This is a genomic window from Deltaproteobacteria bacterium (assembly GCA_019308905.1).
Lineage (GTDB): Bacteria > Desulfobacterota > BSN033 > WVXP01 > WVXP01 > JAFDHF01.
Window position 1 is genome coordinate 16,759 of the sequence record JAFDHF010000015.1, and the last position, 20,508, is coordinate 37,266.

The 20,508-nt window shown below is 59.0% G+C and carries 19 protein-coding genes and 1 tRNA gene; 13 read left to right on the forward strand and 7 right to left on the reverse strand.

All coding sequences use genetic code 11. The features are described from left to right. Positions 1 to 6: 6 nt before the first annotated feature. The 8 genes from JRJ26_07145 (at position 7) to JRJ26_07180 (ending at position 11,161) form a co-directional block, all read left to right on the forward strand. Positions 7 to 795, forward strand: a complete 789-nt coding sequence (locus JRJ26_07145) for an ABC transporter ATP-binding protein (GenBank protein MBW2057257.1) — start codon at positions 7 to 9, stop codon at positions 793 to 795. Between the two features lie 106 nt (positions 796 to 901). Continuing rightward, positions 902 to 1,621 carry a FadR family transcriptional regulator gene (locus JRJ26_07150; GenBank protein ID MBW2057258.1) on the forward strand — a complete coding sequence of 240 codons (720 nt, stop codon included), beginning with the start codon at positions 902 to 904 and terminating at the stop codon, positions 1,619 to 1,621. A 77-nt stretch (positions 1,622 to 1,698) separates the two neighbouring features. After that, a complete protein-coding gene (pruA, locus tag JRJ26_07155) occupies positions 1,699 to 3,333 on the forward strand; it encodes an L-glutamate gamma-semialdehyde dehydrogenase (protein ID MBW2057259.1) in 1,635 nt (544 codons plus the stop codon). Positions 3,334 to 3,419: 86 nt separating this feature from the next. Continuing rightward, positions 3,420 to 5,723: an FAD-dependent oxidoreductase gene (locus tag JRJ26_07160; GenBank protein ID MBW2057260.1), complete on the forward strand. Its 2,304-nt coding sequence runs from the start codon at positions 3,420 to 3,422 to the stop codon at positions 5,721 to 5,723. Further along, positions 5,720 to 6,856, forward strand: a complete 1,137-nt coding sequence (locus JRJ26_07165; protein MBW2057261.1) for a (Fe-S)-binding protein — start codon at positions 5,720 to 5,722, stop codon at positions 6,854 to 6,856. The genes JRJ26_07160 and JRJ26_07165 overlap by 4 nt, the downstream gene beginning before the upstream one ends. A 5-nt stretch (positions 6,857 to 6,861) precedes the next feature. Continuing rightward, positions 6,862 to 8,973 carry an FAD-dependent oxidoreductase gene (locus JRJ26_07170; protein ID MBW2057262.1) on the forward strand — a complete coding sequence of 704 codons (2,112 nt, stop codon included), beginning with the start codon at positions 6,862 to 6,864 and terminating at the stop codon, positions 8,971 to 8,973. Continuing rightward, complete coding sequence (locus JRJ26_07175) at positions 8,970 to 10,136, forward strand: FAD-binding oxidoreductase (GenBank protein MBW2057263.1); 1,167 nt, start codon at positions 8,970 to 8,972, stop codon at positions 10,134 to 10,136. Before JRJ26_07170 ends, JRJ26_07175 begins: the two co-directional genes overlap by 4 nt. A 98-nt stretch (positions 10,137 to 10,234) precedes the next feature. Beyond that, positions 10,235 to 11,161: a diguanylate cyclase gene (locus JRJ26_07180; protein MBW2057264.1), complete on the forward strand. Its 927-nt coding sequence runs from the start codon at positions 10,235 to 10,237 to the stop codon at positions 11,159 to 11,161. 60 nt (positions 11,162 to 11,221) lie between these two features. Here the strand turns inward: JRJ26_07180 and JRJ26_07185 are convergent, their stop codons facing one another. Genes JRJ26_07185 through JRJ26_07195 form a run of 3 tightly spaced genes read right to left on the reverse strand, consistent with a single transcriptional unit; the run spans position 11,222 to position 13,268 of the window. Beyond that, positions 11,222 to 11,953: an ABC transporter permease gene (locus tag JRJ26_07185; protein ID MBW2057265.1), complete on the reverse strand. Its 732-nt coding sequence runs from the start codon at positions 11,951 to 11,953 to the stop codon at positions 11,222 to 11,224. Further along, positions 11,950 to 12,918, reverse strand: coding sequence for an ABC transporter ATP-binding protein (locus tag JRJ26_07190; protein ID MBW2057266.1), 969 nt, complete (start codon positions 12,916 to 12,918; stop codon positions 11,950 to 11,952). Before JRJ26_07190 ends, JRJ26_07185 begins: the two co-directional genes overlap by 4 nt. Further along, positions 12,909 to 13,268 (reverse strand): winged helix-turn-helix transcriptional regulator, encoded by a 360-nt coding sequence (locus JRJ26_07195; GenBank protein ID MBW2057267.1) that lies wholly within the window; start codon positions 13,266 to 13,268, stop codon positions 12,909 to 12,911. The genes JRJ26_07190 and JRJ26_07195 overlap by 10 nt, the downstream gene beginning before the upstream one ends. Before the next feature lie 459 nt (positions 13,269 to 13,727). On the opposite strand from JRJ26_07195, the gene JRJ26_07200 reads away from it, so the two are divergent. Beyond that, positions 13,728 to 14,693 carry an aldo/keto reductase gene (locus JRJ26_07200; GenBank protein MBW2057268.1) on the forward strand — a complete coding sequence of 322 codons (966 nt, stop codon included), beginning with the start codon at positions 13,728 to 13,730 and terminating at the stop codon, positions 14,691 to 14,693. A gap of 84 nt (positions 14,694 to 14,777) precedes the next feature. Here JRJ26_07200 and JRJ26_07205 read toward each other — a convergent pair. Continuing rightward, positions 14,778 to 14,849, reverse strand: a tRNA-Thr gene (locus JRJ26_07205). Positions 14,850 to 15,387: 538 nt separating this feature from the next. On the opposite strand from JRJ26_07205, the gene JRJ26_07210 reads away from it, so the two are divergent. After that, a complete protein-coding gene (locus tag JRJ26_07210; protein MBW2057269.1) occupies positions 15,388 to 15,864 on the forward strand; it encodes a cytochrome P460 family protein in 477 nt (158 codons plus the stop codon). A 134-nt stretch (positions 15,865 to 15,998) separates the two neighbouring features. Here the strand turns inward: JRJ26_07210 and JRJ26_07215 are convergent, their stop codons facing one another. Then, the gene (locus JRJ26_07215; GenBank protein ID MBW2057270.1) at positions 15,999 to 16,418 is read right to left on the reverse strand and encodes a YjbQ family protein; all 420 of its coding nucleotides are present in this window, start codon (positions 16,416 to 16,418) and stop codon (positions 15,999 to 16,001) included. Between the two features lie 117 nt (positions 16,419 to 16,535). After that, complete coding sequence (locus JRJ26_07220) at positions 16,536 to 17,393, reverse strand: tetratricopeptide repeat protein (GenBank protein MBW2057271.1); 858 nt, start codon at positions 17,391 to 17,393, stop codon at positions 16,536 to 16,538. Between the two features lie 294 nt (positions 17,394 to 17,687). Between JRJ26_07220 and JRJ26_07225 the strand changes: the two genes are divergently transcribed. Beyond that, on the forward strand, positions 17,688 to 18,062 hold the full coding sequence (locus JRJ26_07225) for a PilZ domain-containing protein (GenBank protein MBW2057272.1): 375 nt from the start codon (positions 17,688 to 17,690) through the stop codon (positions 18,060 to 18,062). Positions 18,063 to 18,102: 40 nt separating this feature from the next. Here JRJ26_07225 and JRJ26_07230 read toward each other — a convergent pair whose 3' ends face one another. Continuing rightward, positions 18,103 to 18,609 carry a DUF488 family protein gene (locus JRJ26_07230; GenBank protein ID MBW2057273.1) on the reverse strand — a complete coding sequence of 169 codons (507 nt, stop codon included), beginning with the start codon at positions 18,607 to 18,609 and terminating at the stop codon, positions 18,103 to 18,105. Positions 18,610 to 18,924: 315 nt separating this feature from the next. Between JRJ26_07230 and JRJ26_07235 the strand changes: the two genes are divergently transcribed. Both JRJ26_07235 and JRJ26_07240 read left to right on the forward strand, forming a co-directional pair. After that, positions 18,925 to 19,914, forward strand: coding sequence for a serine acetyltransferase (locus JRJ26_07235; protein ID MBW2057274.1), 990 nt, complete (start codon positions 18,925 to 18,927; stop codon positions 19,912 to 19,914). Beyond that, entirely contained in the window at positions 19,904 to 20,488 is a 585-nt protein-coding gene (locus tag JRJ26_07240; protein MBW2057275.1) for an SH3 domain-containing protein, read from the forward strand. Before JRJ26_07235 ends, JRJ26_07240 begins: the two co-directional genes overlap by 11 nt. Positions 20,489 to 20,508: the final 20 nt, after the last annotated feature.

Genomic DNA, 20,508 nt, shown 5'->3' on the forward strand with positions numbered 1-20,508 from the left:
TCGGCCATGATTGAGGTGGAGAACGTCTCATACCGGTACAACGAGGATTGGGTACTGAGGAATCTCAGTTTCTCGGTCCAGAAGGGGGACTTCCTCGGGATCGTAGGCCCCAACGGCACGGGCAAGACAACCCTGCTGAAGCTCCTTTACAGATTGATGCGGCCCCAGCAGGGAAGGGTGATCATCGACGGGGTCGATCTGGAAAGGATGGGAAGAAAGGAGATATCCAAGAAGGTCGCCGTCGTGAGTCAGGAAACGCAGATCAACTTCCCCTTCATGGCGCTTGAAGTGGTACTCATGGGGAGGTCTCCCCATCTGAAGGGGCTTCAATTCGAGAGCAAGAGGGATTTTGAGATCGCCACAAAGGCCATGGAGGCGACCGATACCATCCGTATCTCCGACAGGCCTTTCAACCAACTCAGCGGAGGTGAGAAACAGCGCCTCTTTATTGCCCGCGCCCTGGCCCAGCAGACAGACATCATCCTGTTCGACGAGCCCACCGCAAACATGGATATTCGCCACCAGATCGCCTTCTACGACTTGACAACCACCCTCAACCTGGAGAGAAGGATCACCGTCGTAATAGTGAGCCACGATATCAACCTTGCAGCAGAATTCTCCAAGACCGTGTTGCTCATCAACGAGGGGAGCATTTTCGCCCTTGGAAAGCCCGGAGAGGTAATCACAAAGGCAAACATAGAGGCGGTCTACGGAACCCCGGTCCTGGTGGATCAGAACCCGGTAACCGGTGCTCCTCGCGTGACACTCCTGAGGAAAGAGGCCCGCCGCCTGTAGGTAAATCCGAAGGAAAGTTTCGGCCCGGCGCTCGCGACTCGACATGAGTTGACAAAACCGGCGACGGGATTATAATGGTTTAACCATTATGAAACCGGCAGATCAGATCTTTCATCAGGCCAAGCAGAGTCGGGCCTTCCAAAACGTAATCGATCAGATCCAGGAAGCCATCCTCCAGGGCAAGCTCAAGGCCGGGGACAGGCTGCCAGGGGAGCGGGAACTGAAGGAGGCCTTCAAGACCAGCAGGGGGACCCTTCGGGAGGCCCTGCGGGTATTGGAGCAGAAAGGACTCATCACCATCAAGACCGGCGTCGGCGGCGGGCCCATCGTGAAGGCCGTAACCACCCGCCAGGTGACAGAAAGTCTGGCCCTACTGCTGAGATACCAGAAGGTCTCCCTTAGAGACCTCGCCGAATTTCGAGAGGGTGTGGAGGGAATCGTTACCGGCCTTGCCGCGGAAAGGGCCGAACAGAGAGACATAGAGCATCTGAGAGACCTGCTGGCAAAGGCAAAGGCCCACCTTGAGGGGGGAGTCTCCGAGTGGGATGAGTTTATCCAGGTCGACAATGCCCTGCACCTCGAGCTCGCCCGGATAGCCAGGAACCCGGTATACGAATCGGTCCTGCAGACGGTCCATGAGAATATCAACCAGTACTACGAACGCTACCTGCCAAAGAGCGAGAAGAACATGAAAGAGAACTACCAGGATCTATGTGAGATCGTTAAGGCTGTGGAAGAGAGGCAGGCGACAAAGGCCCGCCTTCTTGCCCAGGAGCACGTAAAACGGTTCAACAGATTCATGGAATCCGAGTCTCGCCCTTCCTGACTCTTGCCGGGAGGTTCGCCGGGAAGGAGCCGGAAGGCTCGACCCGGGTGTAAAGATTCCAGGGAAAGGAGCTTGCCATGGCAAACGCGAAATACACCATACCCATGCCGCCGAACGAGCCGGTTGGGACCTATGCTCCTGGCACGCCCGAACGGGAGGCGGTCAAGGCCGCACTGGCGCGACTAAGAAACCAGCACATCGAGATTCCCCTCTTGATCGGAGGGAAGGAGGTGAGGACCGGGAGAGTGGCCGAATGCCTCCTCCCCCACGACCACAAGACCGTGATAGGAACCTTTCATCAGGCAGGGCCGAAAGAGGTGGAGATGGCCATCGAGGCTGCCATCAAGGCCCGAAAGGATTGGGCGGCCATGGACTGGCACGATCGAATCGCCGTTTTTCTAAAAGCCGCCGACCTTCTTTCCGGGCCGTGGCGGGCGGTTCTCAACGCTGCGACCATGCTCGGCCAGAGCAAGACCGTCTTCCAGGCCGAGATCGACTCCGCCTGCGAACTGATCGACTTTTTCAGATTCAACGCTTACTATGCCATGCAGATCTTTGAAGAGCAGCCTCCATACTCTCCCCGGGAAATGTGGAACCGGATGGAATACCGCCCCTTGGAGGGATTCGTCTTCGCCGTGACCCCCTTCAACTTCGTGTCGATAGCAGGAAACCTTCCCTCTTCTCCCGCCATGGTCGGTAACGTCTCCCTTTGGAAGCCGGCTTCCAATGCCGTCTACCCCGCCTATCACCTCATGAGACTCTTCCAGGAAGCCGGACTCCCCGAAGGTGTGATAAACTTCATGCCAGGGCCCGGCAGCCAAGTCGGACCCCTTGTGCTCGCCTCGCCCCACCTGGCCGGAATCCACTTCACCGGCAGCACCGAGACCTTCCGGGCCATGTGGAAGACGGTGGGAGAGAATATCAAGGGCTACAGATGCTATCCCAGAATCGTTGGAGAAACAGGAGGCAAGGACTTCGTTGTCGCCCACCCGAGCGCCGACGTGAAGGCCTTGGGCGTGGCACTCATTCGGGGTGCCTTCGAATACCAGGGCCAGAAGTGTTCTGCAGCCTCGAGGGCTTATATCCCCAGGAGCATCTGGGGGGATCTCAGGGACTTCATGGTCAGTGAGCTGAAGACCGTGAAGATGGGAGACGTGGAGGACTTCACCAACTTCATGACCGCAGTCATCGATCGCGGGGCTTTCGCCAAGATCAGCGGTTACATCGAGTCGATCAAGAAATCCAGCGAAGCCGATCTCGTCTTTGGAGGAGGCTGCGACGACAGCAGGGGATTCTTTATCGAGCCCACTGTCGCGGTCACCACCAATCCCAGATTCCGCACCATGGAGGAGGAAATCTTCGGTCCCCTCCTCACTGTCTACGTCTACGAGGATGACAAGTACGAGGAGACCCTGCGTCTCTGTGACGAGACCTCGCCTTACGGTCTGACAGGAGCGGTCTTTTCTCAGGACCGCCGGGCCCTTGCAAAGGCCGAGAGGATCCTGGTGAACGCGGCAGGCAACTTCTACATCAACGACAAGCCGACGGCGGCCGTGGTCGGCCAGCAGCCTTTTGGAGGCAGCCGTGCAAGCGGGACCAATGACAAGGCCGGAAGCCTGTGGAACATGCTCCGGTGGGTGAGCCCGAGAGCCATAAAGGAGAATTTTGTTCCCCCCCTGGACTATCGCTACCCGTTCATGGAGGAAAAGTAGGCAGGCCGTTTCCACGGCACATGATCCGTGGCCGGCCCCATAACCGACGGTGAAACCCGATTCGGACCGTCAGGAAGCCTGACCGGATGGGAGAATCGATCCGCATAAAGGGAGGAAAGCCTTTTCGAGTAGAGCCGATCAAGGCCTCTCCCTGTTCTGTGGAATGCCCCTTGGGAACCAACGTTAAGGCCTATGTATCCCTGATCGCCGCAGGACGGTTTGCCGAGGCCCTCGAAGTAGTACGCCGGACCAATCCTTTCCCGGGCATCTGCGGAAGGGTCTGCCCCCACCCCTGCGAGGACGAATGCCGCAGGAGAGAGATCGATGCACCGGTGTCGATCGCGGCCCTCAAACGATTCATAGCCGACTACGAGCTACGCCATGGCCTGCTGCCGCGGCTAAGGGCCCAGAAGAAAGACCGTGGCAGGGTCGGCGTGATAGGGGCCGGTCCGGCAGGGCTCACCTGTGCCGCGGACCTGGCAAGGGAGGGATACAGGGCGACCGTTTTTGAAGCCCTGCCCGTCGCCGGTGGTATGATGGCTGTAGGTATTCCACCCTATCGCCTCCCCAGGGAGATTCTTAGAACCGAGATCGGGGCTATCGAAGCATTGGGAGTTGATCTCAGGTTGAACGAGCGGGTGGGCGAACGGGTCGGATTCGATGATATAGTCCGGGATTTTGATGCGGTGTTCATCGCAACAGGTGCCCAGAAACCGCGGGGGCTGGGCGTGCCAGGCGAGAGGGATGTCCGCCATGGGCTGGTGGACTGGCCTGCCCTGCTACGGGACGTCTCCTTCGGGTGCGCAAAGAGGCCCGGGGAGAGACTGGTAGTTGTAGGCGGGGGAAATACCGCAGTGGACGCGGCACGGGTGGCCCTCCGTCTCGGTACCAGGGAGGTAAGGATCGTCTACCGCCGATCCCGCGATGAAATGCCCGCCTACAGAGAGGAGGTGGCCGATGCCCAAGCGGAAGGCATCGAGATCGACTTCCTCGCGGCCCCGGTAAGGCTGGTGGTGGAGGGGGGACGGTTGAGGGGCGTCGAGTGTGTCCGGATGCGGCTCGGCAAGAGGGACGAGACCGGCCGCCCCCGGCCTGTACCGGTCAAGCACTCGGAGTTTGTCATCCCCTGCGATGCCCTCATCCCGGCGATCGGCCAGGAGTTCGACAGATCTTTCTTGGGCGTGAGGCATGGATTGAGAATCTCGGGGAAGAATCTCCTTGTGGCCGACCCTCTCACCATGGCCACCGACCGTGAAGGCGTCTTCGCGGGCGGCGATGCCATAACAGGCCCGGCCAGCGTGGTGGAGGCCATCGCCTCCGGCCACCGGGGGGCCCGCTCAATCGGCAGATACCTCCGGGGGCTTCCCCTCGAATCGCCTTCAGAGAGAATCTCCCCAGAGACGGAGGAACTGACCCTGGAGATTCCACCCCCGCCAAGGACCGTCCGAATCTCAGGATCCCGGCTCTCCCCCGAGGAGAGACGGACCTCCTTTGAAGAGATAGAAAGGGGATTGACAGAGACAGAAGCGGTAGCCGAAGCCGAGCGGTGCATGCGGTGTGGGCTCTGCATGGAGTGTACGGAATGCCTGGCCCTCTGTGAGGGGAGACAGGCGATTCTCGAATCCACCCCTTTCGTCCCAACAGAGAGGCTGAAGCAGCCGGGAATACTCGTCCGGGTGCCACCGGGGCTGCACCGAGAACTTGCGACCCGGGGCAGTGTGCCCGTTCGATATCGAGCCCGGCCGCACGAGATGTCCGTCTTCACAGCCGTGGTCGATCCCGAACGGTGCAGGGGCTGCGGCTTGTGCGAAGAGACCTGCGGTTACCGGGCCGCACGGGTGCTCTACCAGGGCGGCGGGGTCTTCACCGCCAGGGTCGACCAGGAGATGTGTCGCGGATGCGGGGCTTGCGTGGCCGTCTGCCCCTCCGGGGCGATGGGGCAAAACCTCTTCACCCCTGACCGAATCGATCGCCTGGTCCATGCCCAAATCGAGCAGAGCAAGGGGAGGCGGCCGGTCGTTGTGTTTGCGTGCCGGTGGAACCCGGCGCTCAGACTGGAACGTGCCAGACGGACGGCCGAAGTGATCGAGGTCATGTGTACTGGAAGGATCACAGGGGGAGAAGTGCTGAGGGCATTCGAAAGGGGGAGCCAGGGTGTGTTGGTCATCGGTTGCACCGAGCAGGACTGCCACTACGGGTTCGGCAGAGCCAGGGCAGAGGAGAACCTCCGGCGTGTCAGCCAGGTCCTGTCACTCCTGGGGATAGAGACCAGCCGCCTTCGTACCGTCCAGGCCCCGATCGAAGGAGCCCTGGATCTGGCCGAGCTCGTGGAGGATTTCATCTCTGAGATTTCGAGCCTGGGAACCAATCTCACGGGTGGATCGAATTGACTAGTGTAGAGGACCTTGCCGGTCAGTGCAACATCCAGGCTGTAAGAAAAGACGCGGAGAAGCTGAACGCCGCCTGCCCCGTGGCCAGGGTCAATCCCGGATTTTCACCTGAGAGAATCGCCAACCTTTCGGAAAAGGACCCGCCGGGGCTTATCCGGAGCCCTCTTGTCTGGGAGTGCCTCACCTGTCACCTCTGCCGGGAGATCACGAGGGGGCAGGTGGACATGTCCCGGTTTGTACGTGATGTGCGGCAGATGGCAGTGAAGGCGGGATTTCGCGGGACAGAAACCCATGGGGGCATTCTCATCACCGCACAACGGTTGAACGCCAGAACCGGATTGAAACCCAGCCGGACCGACTGGATCGCCCCGCCCCTGAGGGTCAGGTCGAAGGGAGGGGAGTATCTCTATTGGGTGGGAGGCGCTCCCTTTTTCGCAGCAGTGATGCCGGACCTGAGACCAACACCGCTGGATTCTGCACGTGCGGCCATCGGCCTGCTCAACAGGGTGGGGATCGAGCCGATCGTCCTCGAAGACGAACGGTTTTCCGGACACGACCTCCTATGGACCGGCGAAGCCGAGCTGTTCCGGACCCTGGCGGAACAGAATCTCCAGGCCATCAAGCGGTCCGGGGCCAAGGTTGTGATCGTCTCCTCACCGGAGGACTACTACACCCTGGCCGAAAGCTACGGGGAGTATTGCGGCGGGCTGGACTTCGAGGTGTTTCACATCACCGAGATCCTCGCGAGCCGCCTGTCAGGGCTGGAGTTTGGAGAATGGCAGGAGCGGGTGACCTATCATGACCCCTGCCGGTTGGGCCGCGGCATGGGTGTCTACGAGCCACCCCGGCAGATCCTCTCTGCCGTGCCGGGCCTGGAACTCGTTGAAATGGAAAACACGAGGGAGTTTTCCCTCTGTTGCGGAACATCCTGCTGGACCAACTGCAGGGGGTATTCCAAACTGATTCAGGTCAACCGGCTCAGAGAGGCCGCTGCAGCCGGTGCTCAGTCCCTTGTCACGACCTGCTGGGAGTGTATCCTGCATTTCCGCTGTGCCACGCGTCCCGAGGCCTGGCGCCAGGTCTTTGTGGAGGTCAAGGATCTCCTTGGTCTCCTTGCGTCACGGCTGCATTGACAGGCATGGGAAGGATAGAAAAACACCCGATTCTGCCGATTCCCGAGGGGAGGGACGTCCCATTTGTGTTCGACGGGCGCCCCATCACGGCAAGACACGGCGAGGTCATCTCCTCGGCCCTGTTCGCCCATGGAATCCGGGTATTCGGCCGTCACCCCCGGGACGGAGCGCCTCAGGGTATCTACTGTGCAAACGGGCAGTGCTCCCAGTGCATGGTCATCGCCGACGGATTGCCGGTCAAAGCCTGCATGACCGTGGTCAAACCGGGAATGGTGGTCCAGAGGTGCGAGGGGAGTCCAGAGAACCCCCGGGACGACACGCTGCCGGAAATGGCCGATGTACCCACCGTGGAGGTGCCTGTCCTCATCGTCGGCGGCGGACCTGCCGGGCTTTCCGCCGCCATAGAACTCGCCAAATTCGGGGTCCCCGCCATCCTTGCAGACGACAAACAGAGACTGGGCGGAAAGCTCACCCTTCAGACCCACAACTTCTTCGGTTCCAGAAGGGATTGTTATGCAGGAACGCGGGGTATCGATATCTCCACCCTCCTCGCGGACCGGTTGAGTGAAGAAGGCCGAGATCTCGTGGAGGTCTGGCTCGACTCTCCGGTGGTGGGGGTCTTCTGTGATGGAAAGCTCGGTGTTGTGAAACAGGGCGAGTATGTCCTGGTCAAGCCGGAGGCCTTGCTCGTAACCGCAGGAGCACGGGAGAAAGCCCTGGCCTTTCCGGGTTGCGACCTGCCGGGAGTGTATGGGGCCGGTGCCTTTCAGACTCTTGTCAACCGGGATCTCGTCCGTCCCACCGACCGGCTCTTCATATGCGGCGGGGGGAACGTGGGCCTTATCGCAGGCTATCACGCCCTCCAGGCAGGTATCGACGTGGTAGGGCTGGTCGAGGCCCTCCCCCGGTGCGGGGGATACAAGGTCCACCTGGACAAATTGAAGAGGCTCGGCGTTCCCATCTTCACGTCCCACACGATCCTCCGGGCAGAAGGAGACGGAAAGGTCGAAAGGGTGACCATCTGCAGGATAGACGAGTCCTTTCGACCGATCGCCCAAACCGAGAGGTCTTTCCCGGTGGATACCCTCCTGATCGCCGTGGGTCTCTCACCCGTCAACGAGATCTACACCAAGGCAAAGGAGTATGGATACAGGGTATGGGCCGCCGGAGACGCGGAAGAGATCGCCGAGGCGAGTGCAGCCATGTTCAGCGGCCGGATCCAGGGAAGGAGAATCGCCAGGGAACTCGACAGGCCCTGTCTGATCCCCAGGGAGTGGGATGAGATCCTCACCATCCTGCGGAGCAAACCGGGGGTGGAGAAGGAGTTGAAGATCCGCACCCTTCCAGGCTCGGTCTACCCGTTGATACGTTGCACCCAGGAGATACCGTGCAATCCCTGTACGGAGGCCTGTCCCAAACACGCCATCAGGATCGAGGAGGGAACACTTACAGGGGTCCCCTCATTTACCGGTGACGCCTGCCTGGGATGTGCCCAGTGTGTTCTTGCGTGCCCGGGGTTGGCGATCGTCCTTGTGGACGAGCGTTACGACCCGGCTCGCAGACGGGCCCTCCTAACCCTACCCTTTGAAATGCCCTCTGGAACCGTCAACGTGGAGGACGAGGTGAGGACCGTAGGGATGGAGGGGGAGCCCGTAGGGGCGGGAAGGGTCGTCGCCTTCCGGGACGCGCCCTCCCAGGATCGCAGGAGATTGATGCTTCTCGAGGTACCCTTTGAAGATCGCCTCAGGGTCGCAGGGGTTCGGCTCAGAGAAACGGTCGAACCCGAAAAGGCCGATCCCCCGGAACAAGAGGAAGATACCATTATCTGCCGGTGTGAAAGGGTGACCAAGGGGGAGATTCTCGCATTGATCCGGGCGGGGTATCGCGACATGAACCAGATCAAGGCCGCTCTCCGTACCGGAATGGGAGCCTGTGGCGGCAAGACGTGCACGGAACTTATCCTTCGACTCTTCCGCGAAGAGGGCATAGACTTGAAAGAGGTGACCCTGCCGGTCCACCGACCGCCTGAAACGGAAGTCCCCCTCGGGGTTTTTGCAGGAGTGAAGCTCAGATCGGAAAAAAGGGCGAACACCAGGAGAGAGAGAAACCAGGGGTGAACAGGAACTACGACGCGATCATCATCGGCGGGGGAAGTGTAGGTGTTCCCGCAGCACTCTTTCTCACCTTTGAGGGCCTCAGGGTCCTGGTTGTCGAGGCGAACCCGTCGGTAGGCCAGGGGCAGAACAAGGCAGCCATTGGAGGAGTCCGGGCCACCCACTCGGATGCGGCAAAGATCCTTCTCTGCCAGGAGAGCCTCCGCATCTTTGGCGAGTGGGAGGAGACGTACGGCCACGATATAGGATGGAAGAAAGGAGGATACTGTTTCCCCGCATACACCCACAAAGAGGAAAACACCCTCAAAGGCCTCCTCCCGATTCAGAAATCCTACGGCCTCAAAATCGATTGGCTCGACCCGGAGGAGATCGAAGACGTCGTACCCGGTATCAGGGCAGAGGGACTGATGGGGGGTACCTTTTCACCTGACGACGCCCAGGTCTCGCCTCTTTTGGCGATAGACGCAATGTTCCGTTTGTCGAAAGAACGAGGGTGCGCCTATCGTTTCGGGGAGAGGGCGGTCGCCCTTGTGACCGAGAAGGGCCGGGTGAAGGGCATCACGACAGACAGGGAGACCTACAATGCCCCCGTTGTACTGAACGCGGCCGGGGCAAGTGCAATGGAGGTGGGGAAGCTGGCTGGAATCGACGTTCCCGTCATGCCGGACAGTCACGAAGCAGGCATCTCTGCACCTATGGAACAGTTCTTAGGCCCCCTGGTCGTCGATCTCCGGCCAGGACCGGAAGGCAAAACCTCCAACTTCTATTTTGCACAGAATCATGAAGGGGTCCTGATCTTCTGCTACACTCCCATTGAACCCGTCTGTGGAACCAACCGGGAGCCGACCTCCGAGTTCCTGCCGGTGGTTGCCAGGCGGTTGATCGGTCTGCTGCCCCGCCTGAAGAACATGCTGGTACGCCGCGTATGGCGGGGACTCTATCCCATGACGCCGGACGGCCTCCCAATATGCGACAAGGTGCGGGAACCGGAGGGCCTGTATCTTGCCGTGGGCATGTGCGGCCAGGGATTCATGATGGGCCCCGGCATAGGCCGAAACATGGCCCACCTCATCGTCCACGGAAGCCCGCTGATAGCAGAGGACACATTTGAAACTCTCAGCCTCTACCGCGATTTCTATGCTTCGAAGAAAGAGGCTCTCAAATAGTCCAACATGCTCCTCAGGGTGACTTTGGAGAGGGAGCCCTTCTTTTTCGCTCTGGTCAGGGGAGTAAGGCAGGCTGGGAAAGGCGCCCACGGGGGATCATGGAAACTTCGGAAAAAGACGGGAATTCAGGAAAGAAGATCCTTGTCGTGGATGACGAACCGCTCGTCCGGCGCACCATCCGGGATATCGTCGAATCGATGGGATACTCCTGCAGCGAAACCGATTCGGCCCGGGCCGCTCTCGAGCTTGTAGACCGAACCCACTTCCCCATCGTCATCCTCGACATCGCCATGCCCGAGATGAACGGCCTGGAGCTGCTCGAGCTTATCAGGAGAGAGCATCCTGACACGGACGTCCTGATCATTACGGGGTACCAGGACAGATATTCCCCTCTCAGGATCGTCCGGTCAGGAGCCAGTGATTACCTGGTCAAGCCCTTCACCGTGGAGCAGCTCGCCGCGAAGCTCTACAAGATCGAAAGGGAAAAGGCCTTGAAAGAGAAACTCTACCTCAGTTCCATCACCGACGAGTTGACGGGTCTCTACAACCGGAGGTTCTTCTACCAGAAGCTGAGACAGGAGATGGAAAGGGCAAAGAGGCAGGGCCGCGTGCTCTCCTTGATCATGTTCGACGTGGATGGATTCAAGAGATTCAACGATCGATACGGCCATCTGAAGGGGGATGTCCTTCTCCAGACCGTGGCCCGGGTTCTTCGATCCTCCCTCAGAGAACACGTGGACTCTCCCTGTCGGTACGGTGGAGACGAGTTCATCGTCATCCTCCCCGAGGCAGACGGGAAAATAGCCCGATCGATCGGGGACCGAATAAGGAGGAACTTCAAAGAGAAATCTCCGGGTGGGATGACCCTCAGCATGGGAGTCGCACAGTTCCGGAAGGATTTCGACACAGAGGCCTTTGTCCGCCTGGTCGACCAGAGGATGTACAGGGACAAGAACAGATCGAGACAGCGCCGCTCCGAACCGAGAGGAGACAAGCCCGGCACGGACAAGGAAGGGGCTGCCTGAGAAGAAGACCATGAGAACCCTCTCCCCCCTTCTGTCGTACCCGGGGCCGGGCCGGACGAACTACCTGTTTGCATACCGCCCGAACAGGGGCCCCGCTACCAGCAAGGTGCCGATCAAGAACCCCACCCCGGCTCCAACGGGTATCCATAGCGATTGAAAATACGACCGTCCCTCGATGCCGTACCGGAGGAGCTCCACCACGTAGGTGAGGGGTGAGGCCATGGCGACGGGTTGGACCCAGGCCGGCAGGAGATCCAGGGGCATGAAGACACCACTGATGAAGAGGATCGGGAATCTCAGGAAGTTCATCAGGGTCATCGCCTCAAAGACCTCCCTCACCATCACAGATGCGATGAGCCCCATGAGGGAGAATATCCCTGCTCCGAGGAGGAGGCCGGCGCCGAAGACCAGAGGATTGGCCACTCTCATGCCGAGCAGAAAGGCAAGCCCCCACGTGATAACAAGAGAGGTGGCGACGCCATAGGCCGCCGCACTGGCAGCCTTGCCCAAGACGATAGTGCCGTTGGTGACGGGCGCCAGCAGGAGCCTCTGCAAGGTGCCGGACCGTTTCTCAAAGGTTACGACGATGGCTGCCATTGATGTATTTCCAAAAAGCAGGGTCATGGCGATAATTCCAGGGGCCACGGCCAGATACGTGGCCGGATCCTTTACGTAGACGGCAAACATCAGCACAGCCGGGAAAAGGAGCCCCCACGTGATCAGGGGTGGTTTGCCGTAGTAGCTCTCAATGTCCTTCAGGCTGATCGAGACGGCTTTGCTCAACTGATTCACCGATTCGCCCCCCCTCCACTGGTACTCTCTTTCAGGATCCTCATGAAGACGTCCTCAAAGCTCGGCACGCTCGATCCGATCTCCAGGATTCTGACCCCCTGCCGATCGGCAAAAGACACGACCTGGGCCACAGCGGCATGGATGTCGGCCACTTCAAGCCGCCACGAACCGTCCGTAAAGGAAGCCTCCTTGATCTCCGGGCATGCCTTGCGGAGTGAGGCTTCCTCGACAGGACCCGACAAGACCAGCGAGACCGCCTTGGTCCTTTCCACATGGCTCCGAATCTCGGCCGCAGTCCCTTCAGCCATGACCCGGCCCTTCACGAGAATAAGGACCCGGCTACAGAGGGATTCGGCCTCGGCCAGGTTGTGGGTGGTCAGGAATACCGTGGTCCCCTCTCTGTTGACCCTCTGAATAAGGGAGCGCAAGGCCCGGGCGCTTGGCACGTCGAGCCCCGCTGTCGGCTCGTCCAGGAAGATCACCTGGGGCCGATGGAGCAGGGCTGCAGCCACCGTCAAACGCCGCTTCATACCCCGGGATAAGGAGCGGAAAGGGATCGAGCCCTTGTCGGCGAGATCGAAGATCTCGAGCAAATCCCCGGCCCTTGTCCGCCGGGAGCTTCGCGAAAGCCCGTACAACTCGCCCAGGTACTCCAGGTTCCTCCGGCAGGAAAGCTCTGGGTAGAGATTGGATTCTTCGGGAACCACTCCGATGCGCTCCTTCACCTCCACAGGGTCACGTCGGATGTCGAGGCCGTAGATCCTCACCTCCCCGGCGTCACGCTCGACAAGCCCGCACAGTATGTTGACGGTGGTCGTCTTACCCGCCCCGTTGGGACCGAGATACCCGAAAACCTCTCCTTTCCTCACCGCGAAGCCGACATCTTCCAGGGCACGGACCTCCCCGTACAGCTTGGACAAGCCCCTCACCTCGATGATACTCTCGTCTCTGTCTCCTACTTCCATTTCTTCTCCATACCGGATCTCCGCTTCGATCCCCTCCGGGCCTCATGCAAAAAAGGAGGGCATGCCGTCTCCTCCTCCCCTTCGAGGAGCCGCTCAACCGCCTCTCTCCACCTGTAAAGGGCCTTCTTGTTCAAACGGTAATGGACGTAGTAGCCCCTCTTCTCAGGCAGAACCAGTCCCGCCTCCCGAAGCACCCTCAAGTGTTGGGAAACCGCTCCCTGGGTGACCTTCAATCTGGCCGAGAGCGCACCAACGCACAGGGCTCGCTCCCTCAGCAGAGCCACGATCCTGACCCTCGTGTCCACAGAGAGGGCCTTAAAGAGCCGAACGAGTTTCTCAACGTCCTTCAACTCCCGTCTCCTAATTTAGTAATTACTAATATACTAATATGGACCGGCCTGTCAATGGGCTCCGAGCCAGGAGCCCCATTCAGGGTAACTCGTTGAAAAGAAGCTGGGGTTGCCTCATCTGTTGATCGAGACTTCTTGCAACTAGCCAACCGTCGAGTCGTCTCTTTTTGACAGGAGACCCCTCCTCTGCCCTTCCCTTCGGCCGCGCTCAGGACGGCGTCCGCCGGCACTCGATAGGTACCCTGCGGCCTCGGCAAGGCCGCAGGTGAACAATGGGGTTCTCCGAAAGTGAGGAAGCTCCGTGAAAGGAACCTATTGACCCAGGAGACGGGATTGAATTAGTATCAATCATCAAGACCGGAAAGCCGCGGGATTCGGAGCGGAGTCGAACAGGGCTGCAGGGCCGGTTGGTCGACCTGCCGGCAGGGCTGGGGCCTTTTCATTTCTGGACGCTGGAGGATGATGATGAGAATCAGGACCTTGGGGAAGACCGGTATCAGGGTGAGCGAGATCGGTTTCGGTTGCTGGGCCATAGGAGGACCCGCGGCCCTTGGCAAGACTCAGATCGGTTGGGGAAGAGTCGACGACGGGGATTCGCTTCGGGCTCTTCAGACCGCTTTTGACTCGGGGATCAACTTCTATGATACGGCCGACGCTTACGGGGGGGGACACAGTGAGGAACTCGTTGCAGAGGCTTTCGCGAAACGCAGATCGCAGGTGGTGATTGCCACCAAAGGCGGCAATATCACCGACGCCAACGGAGAGTGGCGTAAAGACTTCCGTGGTGACTTCCTGGTTCGCAGATTCGAGGAGTCTCTCAGGCGGCTCCGAACCGACTATATCGATCTCTACCAGCTCCACACCCCGCGCACGGACGATCAGCTCGAGCAGGCTCTCTCTGCTGCCCAGGCCCTGGACCGGCTGATCGAACAGGGGAAACTGCGGGCCTACGGTATCTCGGTGGCTAAACCCGAGGACGGGTTGAAGCAGATCGAAGCCGGTTTCGGAGACTCGATCCAGACACACTACAACCTCCTGGAGCGGGAAGCAGAAAGAGAGCTCTTTCCCAGGGCCGTCCAGACCCGGGTGGCGATAATCTCGCGCGTGCCCCTCGCCTATGGATTCCTTACAGGGAAGTTCACGAAAGAGACCCGTTTCGGCCGGGACGACCACCGCTCACACACCCTCTCCCCCGAAAAGATAGCCGAGTGGGTGGACAAGACGGACAGGCTCAAGCCGATCGCCGCCGACCTCGGAATATCACTGGCTCAACTGGCTCTCCAATATATCCTGGCACAGGAGGCAGTGAGTGTTGCGATTCCCGGAGCAAAGACGGAGAACCAAGTGCGCCAGAACGCCGTCGCGGGCGAGGCTCCACCTCTTTCAGATGAAGTGATCAACAGAATACGGCGGGTAGTCGCCTGAATCCCTGGCAGAGCAGGCCTTCCCGTTCATGCCGGAGAAAAACGGGGGTTGCTGGTAAAACCCGCAACCCCCGTATCCACCTCAAGCCCCCGGACGGATTCGAACCGCCAACCTACTGATTACAAATCAGTTGCTCTACCGTTGAGCTACGGAGGCACCGGCTCTCTCCCGGCAAGGCAAGACCCAATCAAGGGCCGACTCTTCATAATACTTATACAGGGTTTCGCACTACCAGACAAGGGGCCAAATACGCAGGGGTCCCCCCGCCTTTCGGGGCACATGTTCCAAGGTGTCTTGATTTCTGACGATATTTCTCGATTCTCAAGGGGAACCTCTTGTTTCCTACCTCCTGAGCTCACGTGGTGGCCCCTCGGGTTTCGCGGGCCGGCAGTTCCTGCCCCTTCCTCGCGGACACGACTCACGAATCACGAACACGACCTCTCCCCTTCCCGCTCGGCTCCCCCGTCCACGCCCGAGGCACCTCCGTGGCCCGCCACCCAAAGGGAGCAAATACACCCTTTCTACCACACGAATACACTCTTCACCCCATTTACTCCTCCCTGCCGGAAAGCGATGCTAAACTAAGGCTCTTCGTAAGAGCCGAGGGACCCCTCGGGAGGAAGGGGAATATCGGAAAGATCGTCTCTGCCCGTATCGAGTACCAATGTCGATTCAAACCACAGGAGGTGGACCCATGAAAAAGAGTCTCACGGCTGCCGTTCTGGTCTCTGTTGCCCTGGTTGCCTTTGCGGCGTTGTCGGGCGCAGGGGAGGAGTATGCTTCCAAATTCTGGACCCACATCACCGAGACCGATCCCTACGCGGGATGGGGTTACTGGCCCGGCCATTACGGGATCTATCCGGGCAAGAGCCCTCACGGGGCGTATGTGAAAATCTATGCCAACGGCCCTGCCCTGAAGGCAGCCAGGGAGGGAAGGCCCATGCCGGACGGAGCCATCCTGGTCAAGGAGAACTACGGGAAGGACAAGAAGACCCTGATGGCCGTTACCCCCATGTTCAAGATGAAGGGATACAACTCCGAGGCGGGTGACTGGTGGTGGGCCAAGTACGGTCCCAAGGGCCAAGCCATGGCTTCCGGCAAGTTGAAAGGCTGCATCGATTGCCATCGAGTGCAGCAGGGAAACGATTGGATCTTCACGCCCGCCCGGTAGCCTTTTCGTAAAGCCCCGAGGGCAGGGAGGAGAAGAGGCCCACGCCCCCCCTGCCTGCCCCCTGGGGGCATCCCTCCCATAGCCGGTCGAGAAAGACCCGGGAGAGGCTTACAACCTGCCGGGTTCGGACTCGATCACTCTCCGATGATCTTGACCAGCACTCGTTTTCTTCTGCCCCCGTCGAACTCGCCGTAGAAAATCTGTTCCCACGGTCCGAGATCGAGCCTCCCGTCCGTCACAGCCACCACAACCTCCCGTCCCATAATCTGACGCTTGAGGTGGGCATCGCCGTTATCCTCACCGCTCCGATTGTGCCGGTACCGCGAGGTGGGCTCATGGGGGGCCAGTTCTTCCAGCCATCGGTCGTAGTCGTGAATCAACCCGCTTTCCGCATCGTTGATGTATACAGAGGCGGTAATGTGCATCGCATTGACCAAACAGAGCCCATCTCTTACACCGCTTTTCTCAACGATCTTTTCCACCTTTGAGGTTATGTTGACGTAATCCCTCCTCGATGGAGTGTTGAACCACAGCTCTTCTCTCCAGGATTTCATCCTTCTCACCTCCTCTGCATTGATCCGCTCTTCCCGGTTCCATGAGATGATCCCGATGGTCAGGCATGGGCAAGGCGGATCGAAGACGGAAAGGAGCAAGAACCGGATACCTTCACACTAGTTGTCGAGAAACTTCCTGGCGAGGGCAGCCTCTTCTGTATCTGGGCGGAGTTCGACAAACCTCTTCCAGTGCGGCCTGGCTCGCATCTTGAGCTGCAATTTCTCATAGACAAGTGCCAGGTTGAAGTGGGCATCGGCAAAGAGGGGATCCGCGGAAAGGGCCTTTTCATAGTAGGAGACAGCCGGAAGCAGACTCCCCTCTTCTTCGAGGAGGTTGCCCAAATTGAAATTCGCCGCCACGTGGCCGGGATCGAGAAGGATCGCTTTCTGGTAACACTCCTTGGCCTTTTGGCTCTCTCCTTGATGGTAGTAAATGTTGCCGAGATTGGTCAGGGCATCGGGGAAATCGGGCCGAATCTCGAGAGCCTTCCTGTACGCTTCGATCGCCCGGTCCAGGGTTCCGGCAGACGAATCAAGGCTGCATCCCCTTTCGAACCAATGGCGTGGGCCCAAGCCGCGGGGGAAGGGCTTTATCTGCGGACCACCTCTCTGATCCTGGTGACAGAAATCCAAGAGCATCTGTCCATCCGGCTCAAAGGTGACCCCTCTCTGGCTCACCACCAGTCCCCCCTTTCCATCGGGTCGAATCCTCAGGTGGGCAAGGGGTCGCTTTACAGAGGGGAGAATCCTTTCCAGGTTCTTCAGACCGGAGGTCACCCTCTTCAGAGAGATCCCCTCATCCAAAAGCTCCTTGGCTGTTCTGAAACAGACCAGATCCATAAAAGTATAGCAGTCGCGTCCGTTTCCGGCTCGGCCGCTCGGCCGGATAAGCCCGATCTTTTTCCAATAGCGAATCCTTCCCTGCTTGAGCCCGGTGAGTCTCTCGATGTCTCTTGTGCTGAAAAGCCTTTCCATTCTCTGCCAGCCCCCTTCTCCGCCATCCTATCCAGGAGTAGAGTATCACAGTCTCTCTCTCTGTCAAGACACCCTTCCCTTGCAAGAAATCCACCGAAAGAGGCACCAGGACATAATCGCAACCAGGCTTTCCAAATCGTCCTCCATGCCTCAGGCCGCCCGGTTCTCCAGGCCCGAAAAGAGACCGGCACACCTCTCCCCAGGAATACGTTCCCAGGGGGAAGGAGGCGACACCGCCCGAGGTCCGGCCCCCTGGAAACTTTGGCAGGGAAATTGCTTTTGTCTGGGTCTGCTATGGCAGACAAACCGTACCAAGGGTCCGGCGAAAGGCGGCGACACCCCCGCTACGGCTTTTGCGTCCATGTCAACTACCGGAACGTGAATGCGGTCTTTTCAGCGGTGACACGGAACGTGAGCAGAGGAGGGTGTTTCATCCAGACCGACTCGCTTCTGCCAGAGGGAACACCAATCTGGTTGGAATTCTCTTTCACTGGAATCCCGGTCAAGCTAGGCAACATCCAGGGAAGGGTCGCATGGTCGACTCGGCCCGGAGACCCGAGTCAGGGCATGGGAATCGAATACGAAAACGTCCCGGATGTAGTCGAAGACCTCATGACCGAGTTCATCGACTACGTCAAGAGGAACTCCCACAAAGCCGAGGCATCCTGACACGATCGGGTCCCCGGCCGTGCTTTCGGGGCCCACTGCGTCACTCGTCGGTTTCACGCCCAAGAAGGGGGAGAAGGGCTTGCTTCTGCCTGCGGGTCCCGGCCGGCCCCTGACTGTTTCGCCTCGTCAGTGCCAGTATCTCCGGTCTCGTACGGTTCTTGAAGAGATCGTAGTGGGTGCTGTAGTCTTCCAGTCCTGAGAGAAAGCCCCGGGCGACCAGAATCCTTTCGATGACCTGTTTGACCAGAAACCGGTGGCAGGGATATTCCTTTTCTTCCCCGACGAGCCAGACGTCCTTTCGGGCCGCCAACTCGGCAATCTCTGCGATAAGAGAGTTCGCCGCCTTGCTCTCCCTCAGCTCCTGGTAGTATCTCTCCACATAGACCTTCCACACGATTCTCCCGCTATTCCAGTCCTCCAGAAGCTCCCTGCTGGGCGCAAGAGGACTTACGCTTCCCTTCTCCTCTTCCAGCCGAGAGATATCGAATACCGTATCTCCCGGAGAGACTGCGTCTTTTACCGCTGCAAGGTAGGTTTCCCTGATCACGGCACAAAAGCCTCCCCGGATTCCGTCCCCAGGTCGTCCCTCCCGAACCGGAGAGGAACAAGCAACGCCCGAGCCTACGCCCCCCGGCCGCCCTTTCAGATCCTCTCCCCGCGAAGGAGCGTAGAGCTCAAACCCTTCCGACAGATCCTGACTATATTATATGGCACAGACCGGGAGTGGTTTCAATCACCGGTGGCCGCCGGTGTCACGTGGCCGCAAACCTAATGGGCAGCGCCGAACTTGACAAAGAGGGAGAAAGATCCATAAACTTGAAGGCGGCAACAGGGATCTATCTCGACTCCAGCGGAGCCATTCATGACCGATACAGAGAAAGCCCGGGAGGGACGGACAGAGGAGTGTTACTCGCCTTTTGAAACGTCCGAGAACTTCAAGGCCCGTCTTCCTCGAATCGTCAGAGGGATCGTCGAAAGCTGTCAGGAGGAGGATACGATCGACCACATCGCTGCTGTGGCCATCCCGGACAAGTGGTCTGTAATCGAACTGATCGACGACATAAGAGACCTCCTCTACCCGGGATACTTCGGCAACCAGGAAATCGATCGCGACTACCTCCCCTATCACATCGGAAGTGAACTGAACAGGATATTCGAAAAACTCTCCCACCAGATCGCCAGGGCCATCCGGCACGAGTGTCATAGAACCGACCTCATCTGTACCCATTGCCTGAACAGGAGTCAGGCTGAAGCTCTGCTGTTTCTGGAGAAGATCCCTGCTCTCAGGAAGACCCTTGCGAAGGATGTGAGGGCCGCCTACAACGGAGATCCTGCTGCGAAGAGCCTCGACGAAATCGTATTCAGCTATCCTGCTATCATGGCGATTACCACCTACCGAATCGCCCATGAACTCTATGTCCAGTCCATTCCTCTTCTTCCCAGGATCATGACCGAATACGCCCACAGCGTCACCGGAATCGACATCCACCCCGGGGCCGTCATCGGAGAACACTTCTTCATCGATCACGGCACCGGTGTAGTCATCGGAGAAACCACCGAAATCGGCAACAACGTGCGGATCTACCAGGGAGTGACTCTCGGAGCCCACGGCTTCTTGAAAGAGCCGGACGGTTCCCTCAAGCGGGGATACAAGCGGCACCCCACCATTGAGGACAACGTCATCATCTATTCAGGGGCGACGATCCTTGGAGGCGATACGGTCATCGGAGCCGGATCGATCATCGGTGGAAACGTCTGGCTCACAAGTTCCGTCCCTCCGGGAAGTCATGTAACGATCGTAGAGCCCCAGCTCAAGATCATGACATGGGAGAAAGAAGAGATTGATCGCTAAGGCGGCAACGAGATATCCCGTCCTCACGCTCCTGCTCACTATTCTTTCAGGGTACGGTACGGGCCTCTGCCAGGACGTCATCGTGAGCCATCCGGTTGTCAACGTACGAAGCGGCCCCGGCACAGGGTACGAAATCGTGGCAAGGGTGAAGCAGGGGGATCGTTTCCCTGTCCTGAAGGTCAAGGGTCTCTGGGTCCAGGTGGAAATCGGAAAGGAGACCCTCGAACGGGTCAGGATCCACAAAACCAAGGGAGGTGTGGATTCCGGCGTGAGCGAGACCTGGATCTTCAGAAATCTCCTCAAATTCGTAGGTAAGCCACCCGATTTCGAGGAGAGGCAGATTGAATTCCAAAACTGGGCCCTCGATGAGATCCCGGTCACCTATATCGAGTTCAAGTCCGATTGGCAGATCTGGGTCCGCCTCCCGCCTGACAAATACGCCTCCAAGGAACGCGTCCGGAGAATCGCCCGAAAGATGGCTCAGGAGTATAAGAAGCAGACGGGATTCATGGAGCGGAAGGTGGTCGTGAAGGTTCTGAAACGAGACAGGATCTACGCAACCGCATCGGATTGACAACCCAGAATACGAAAACA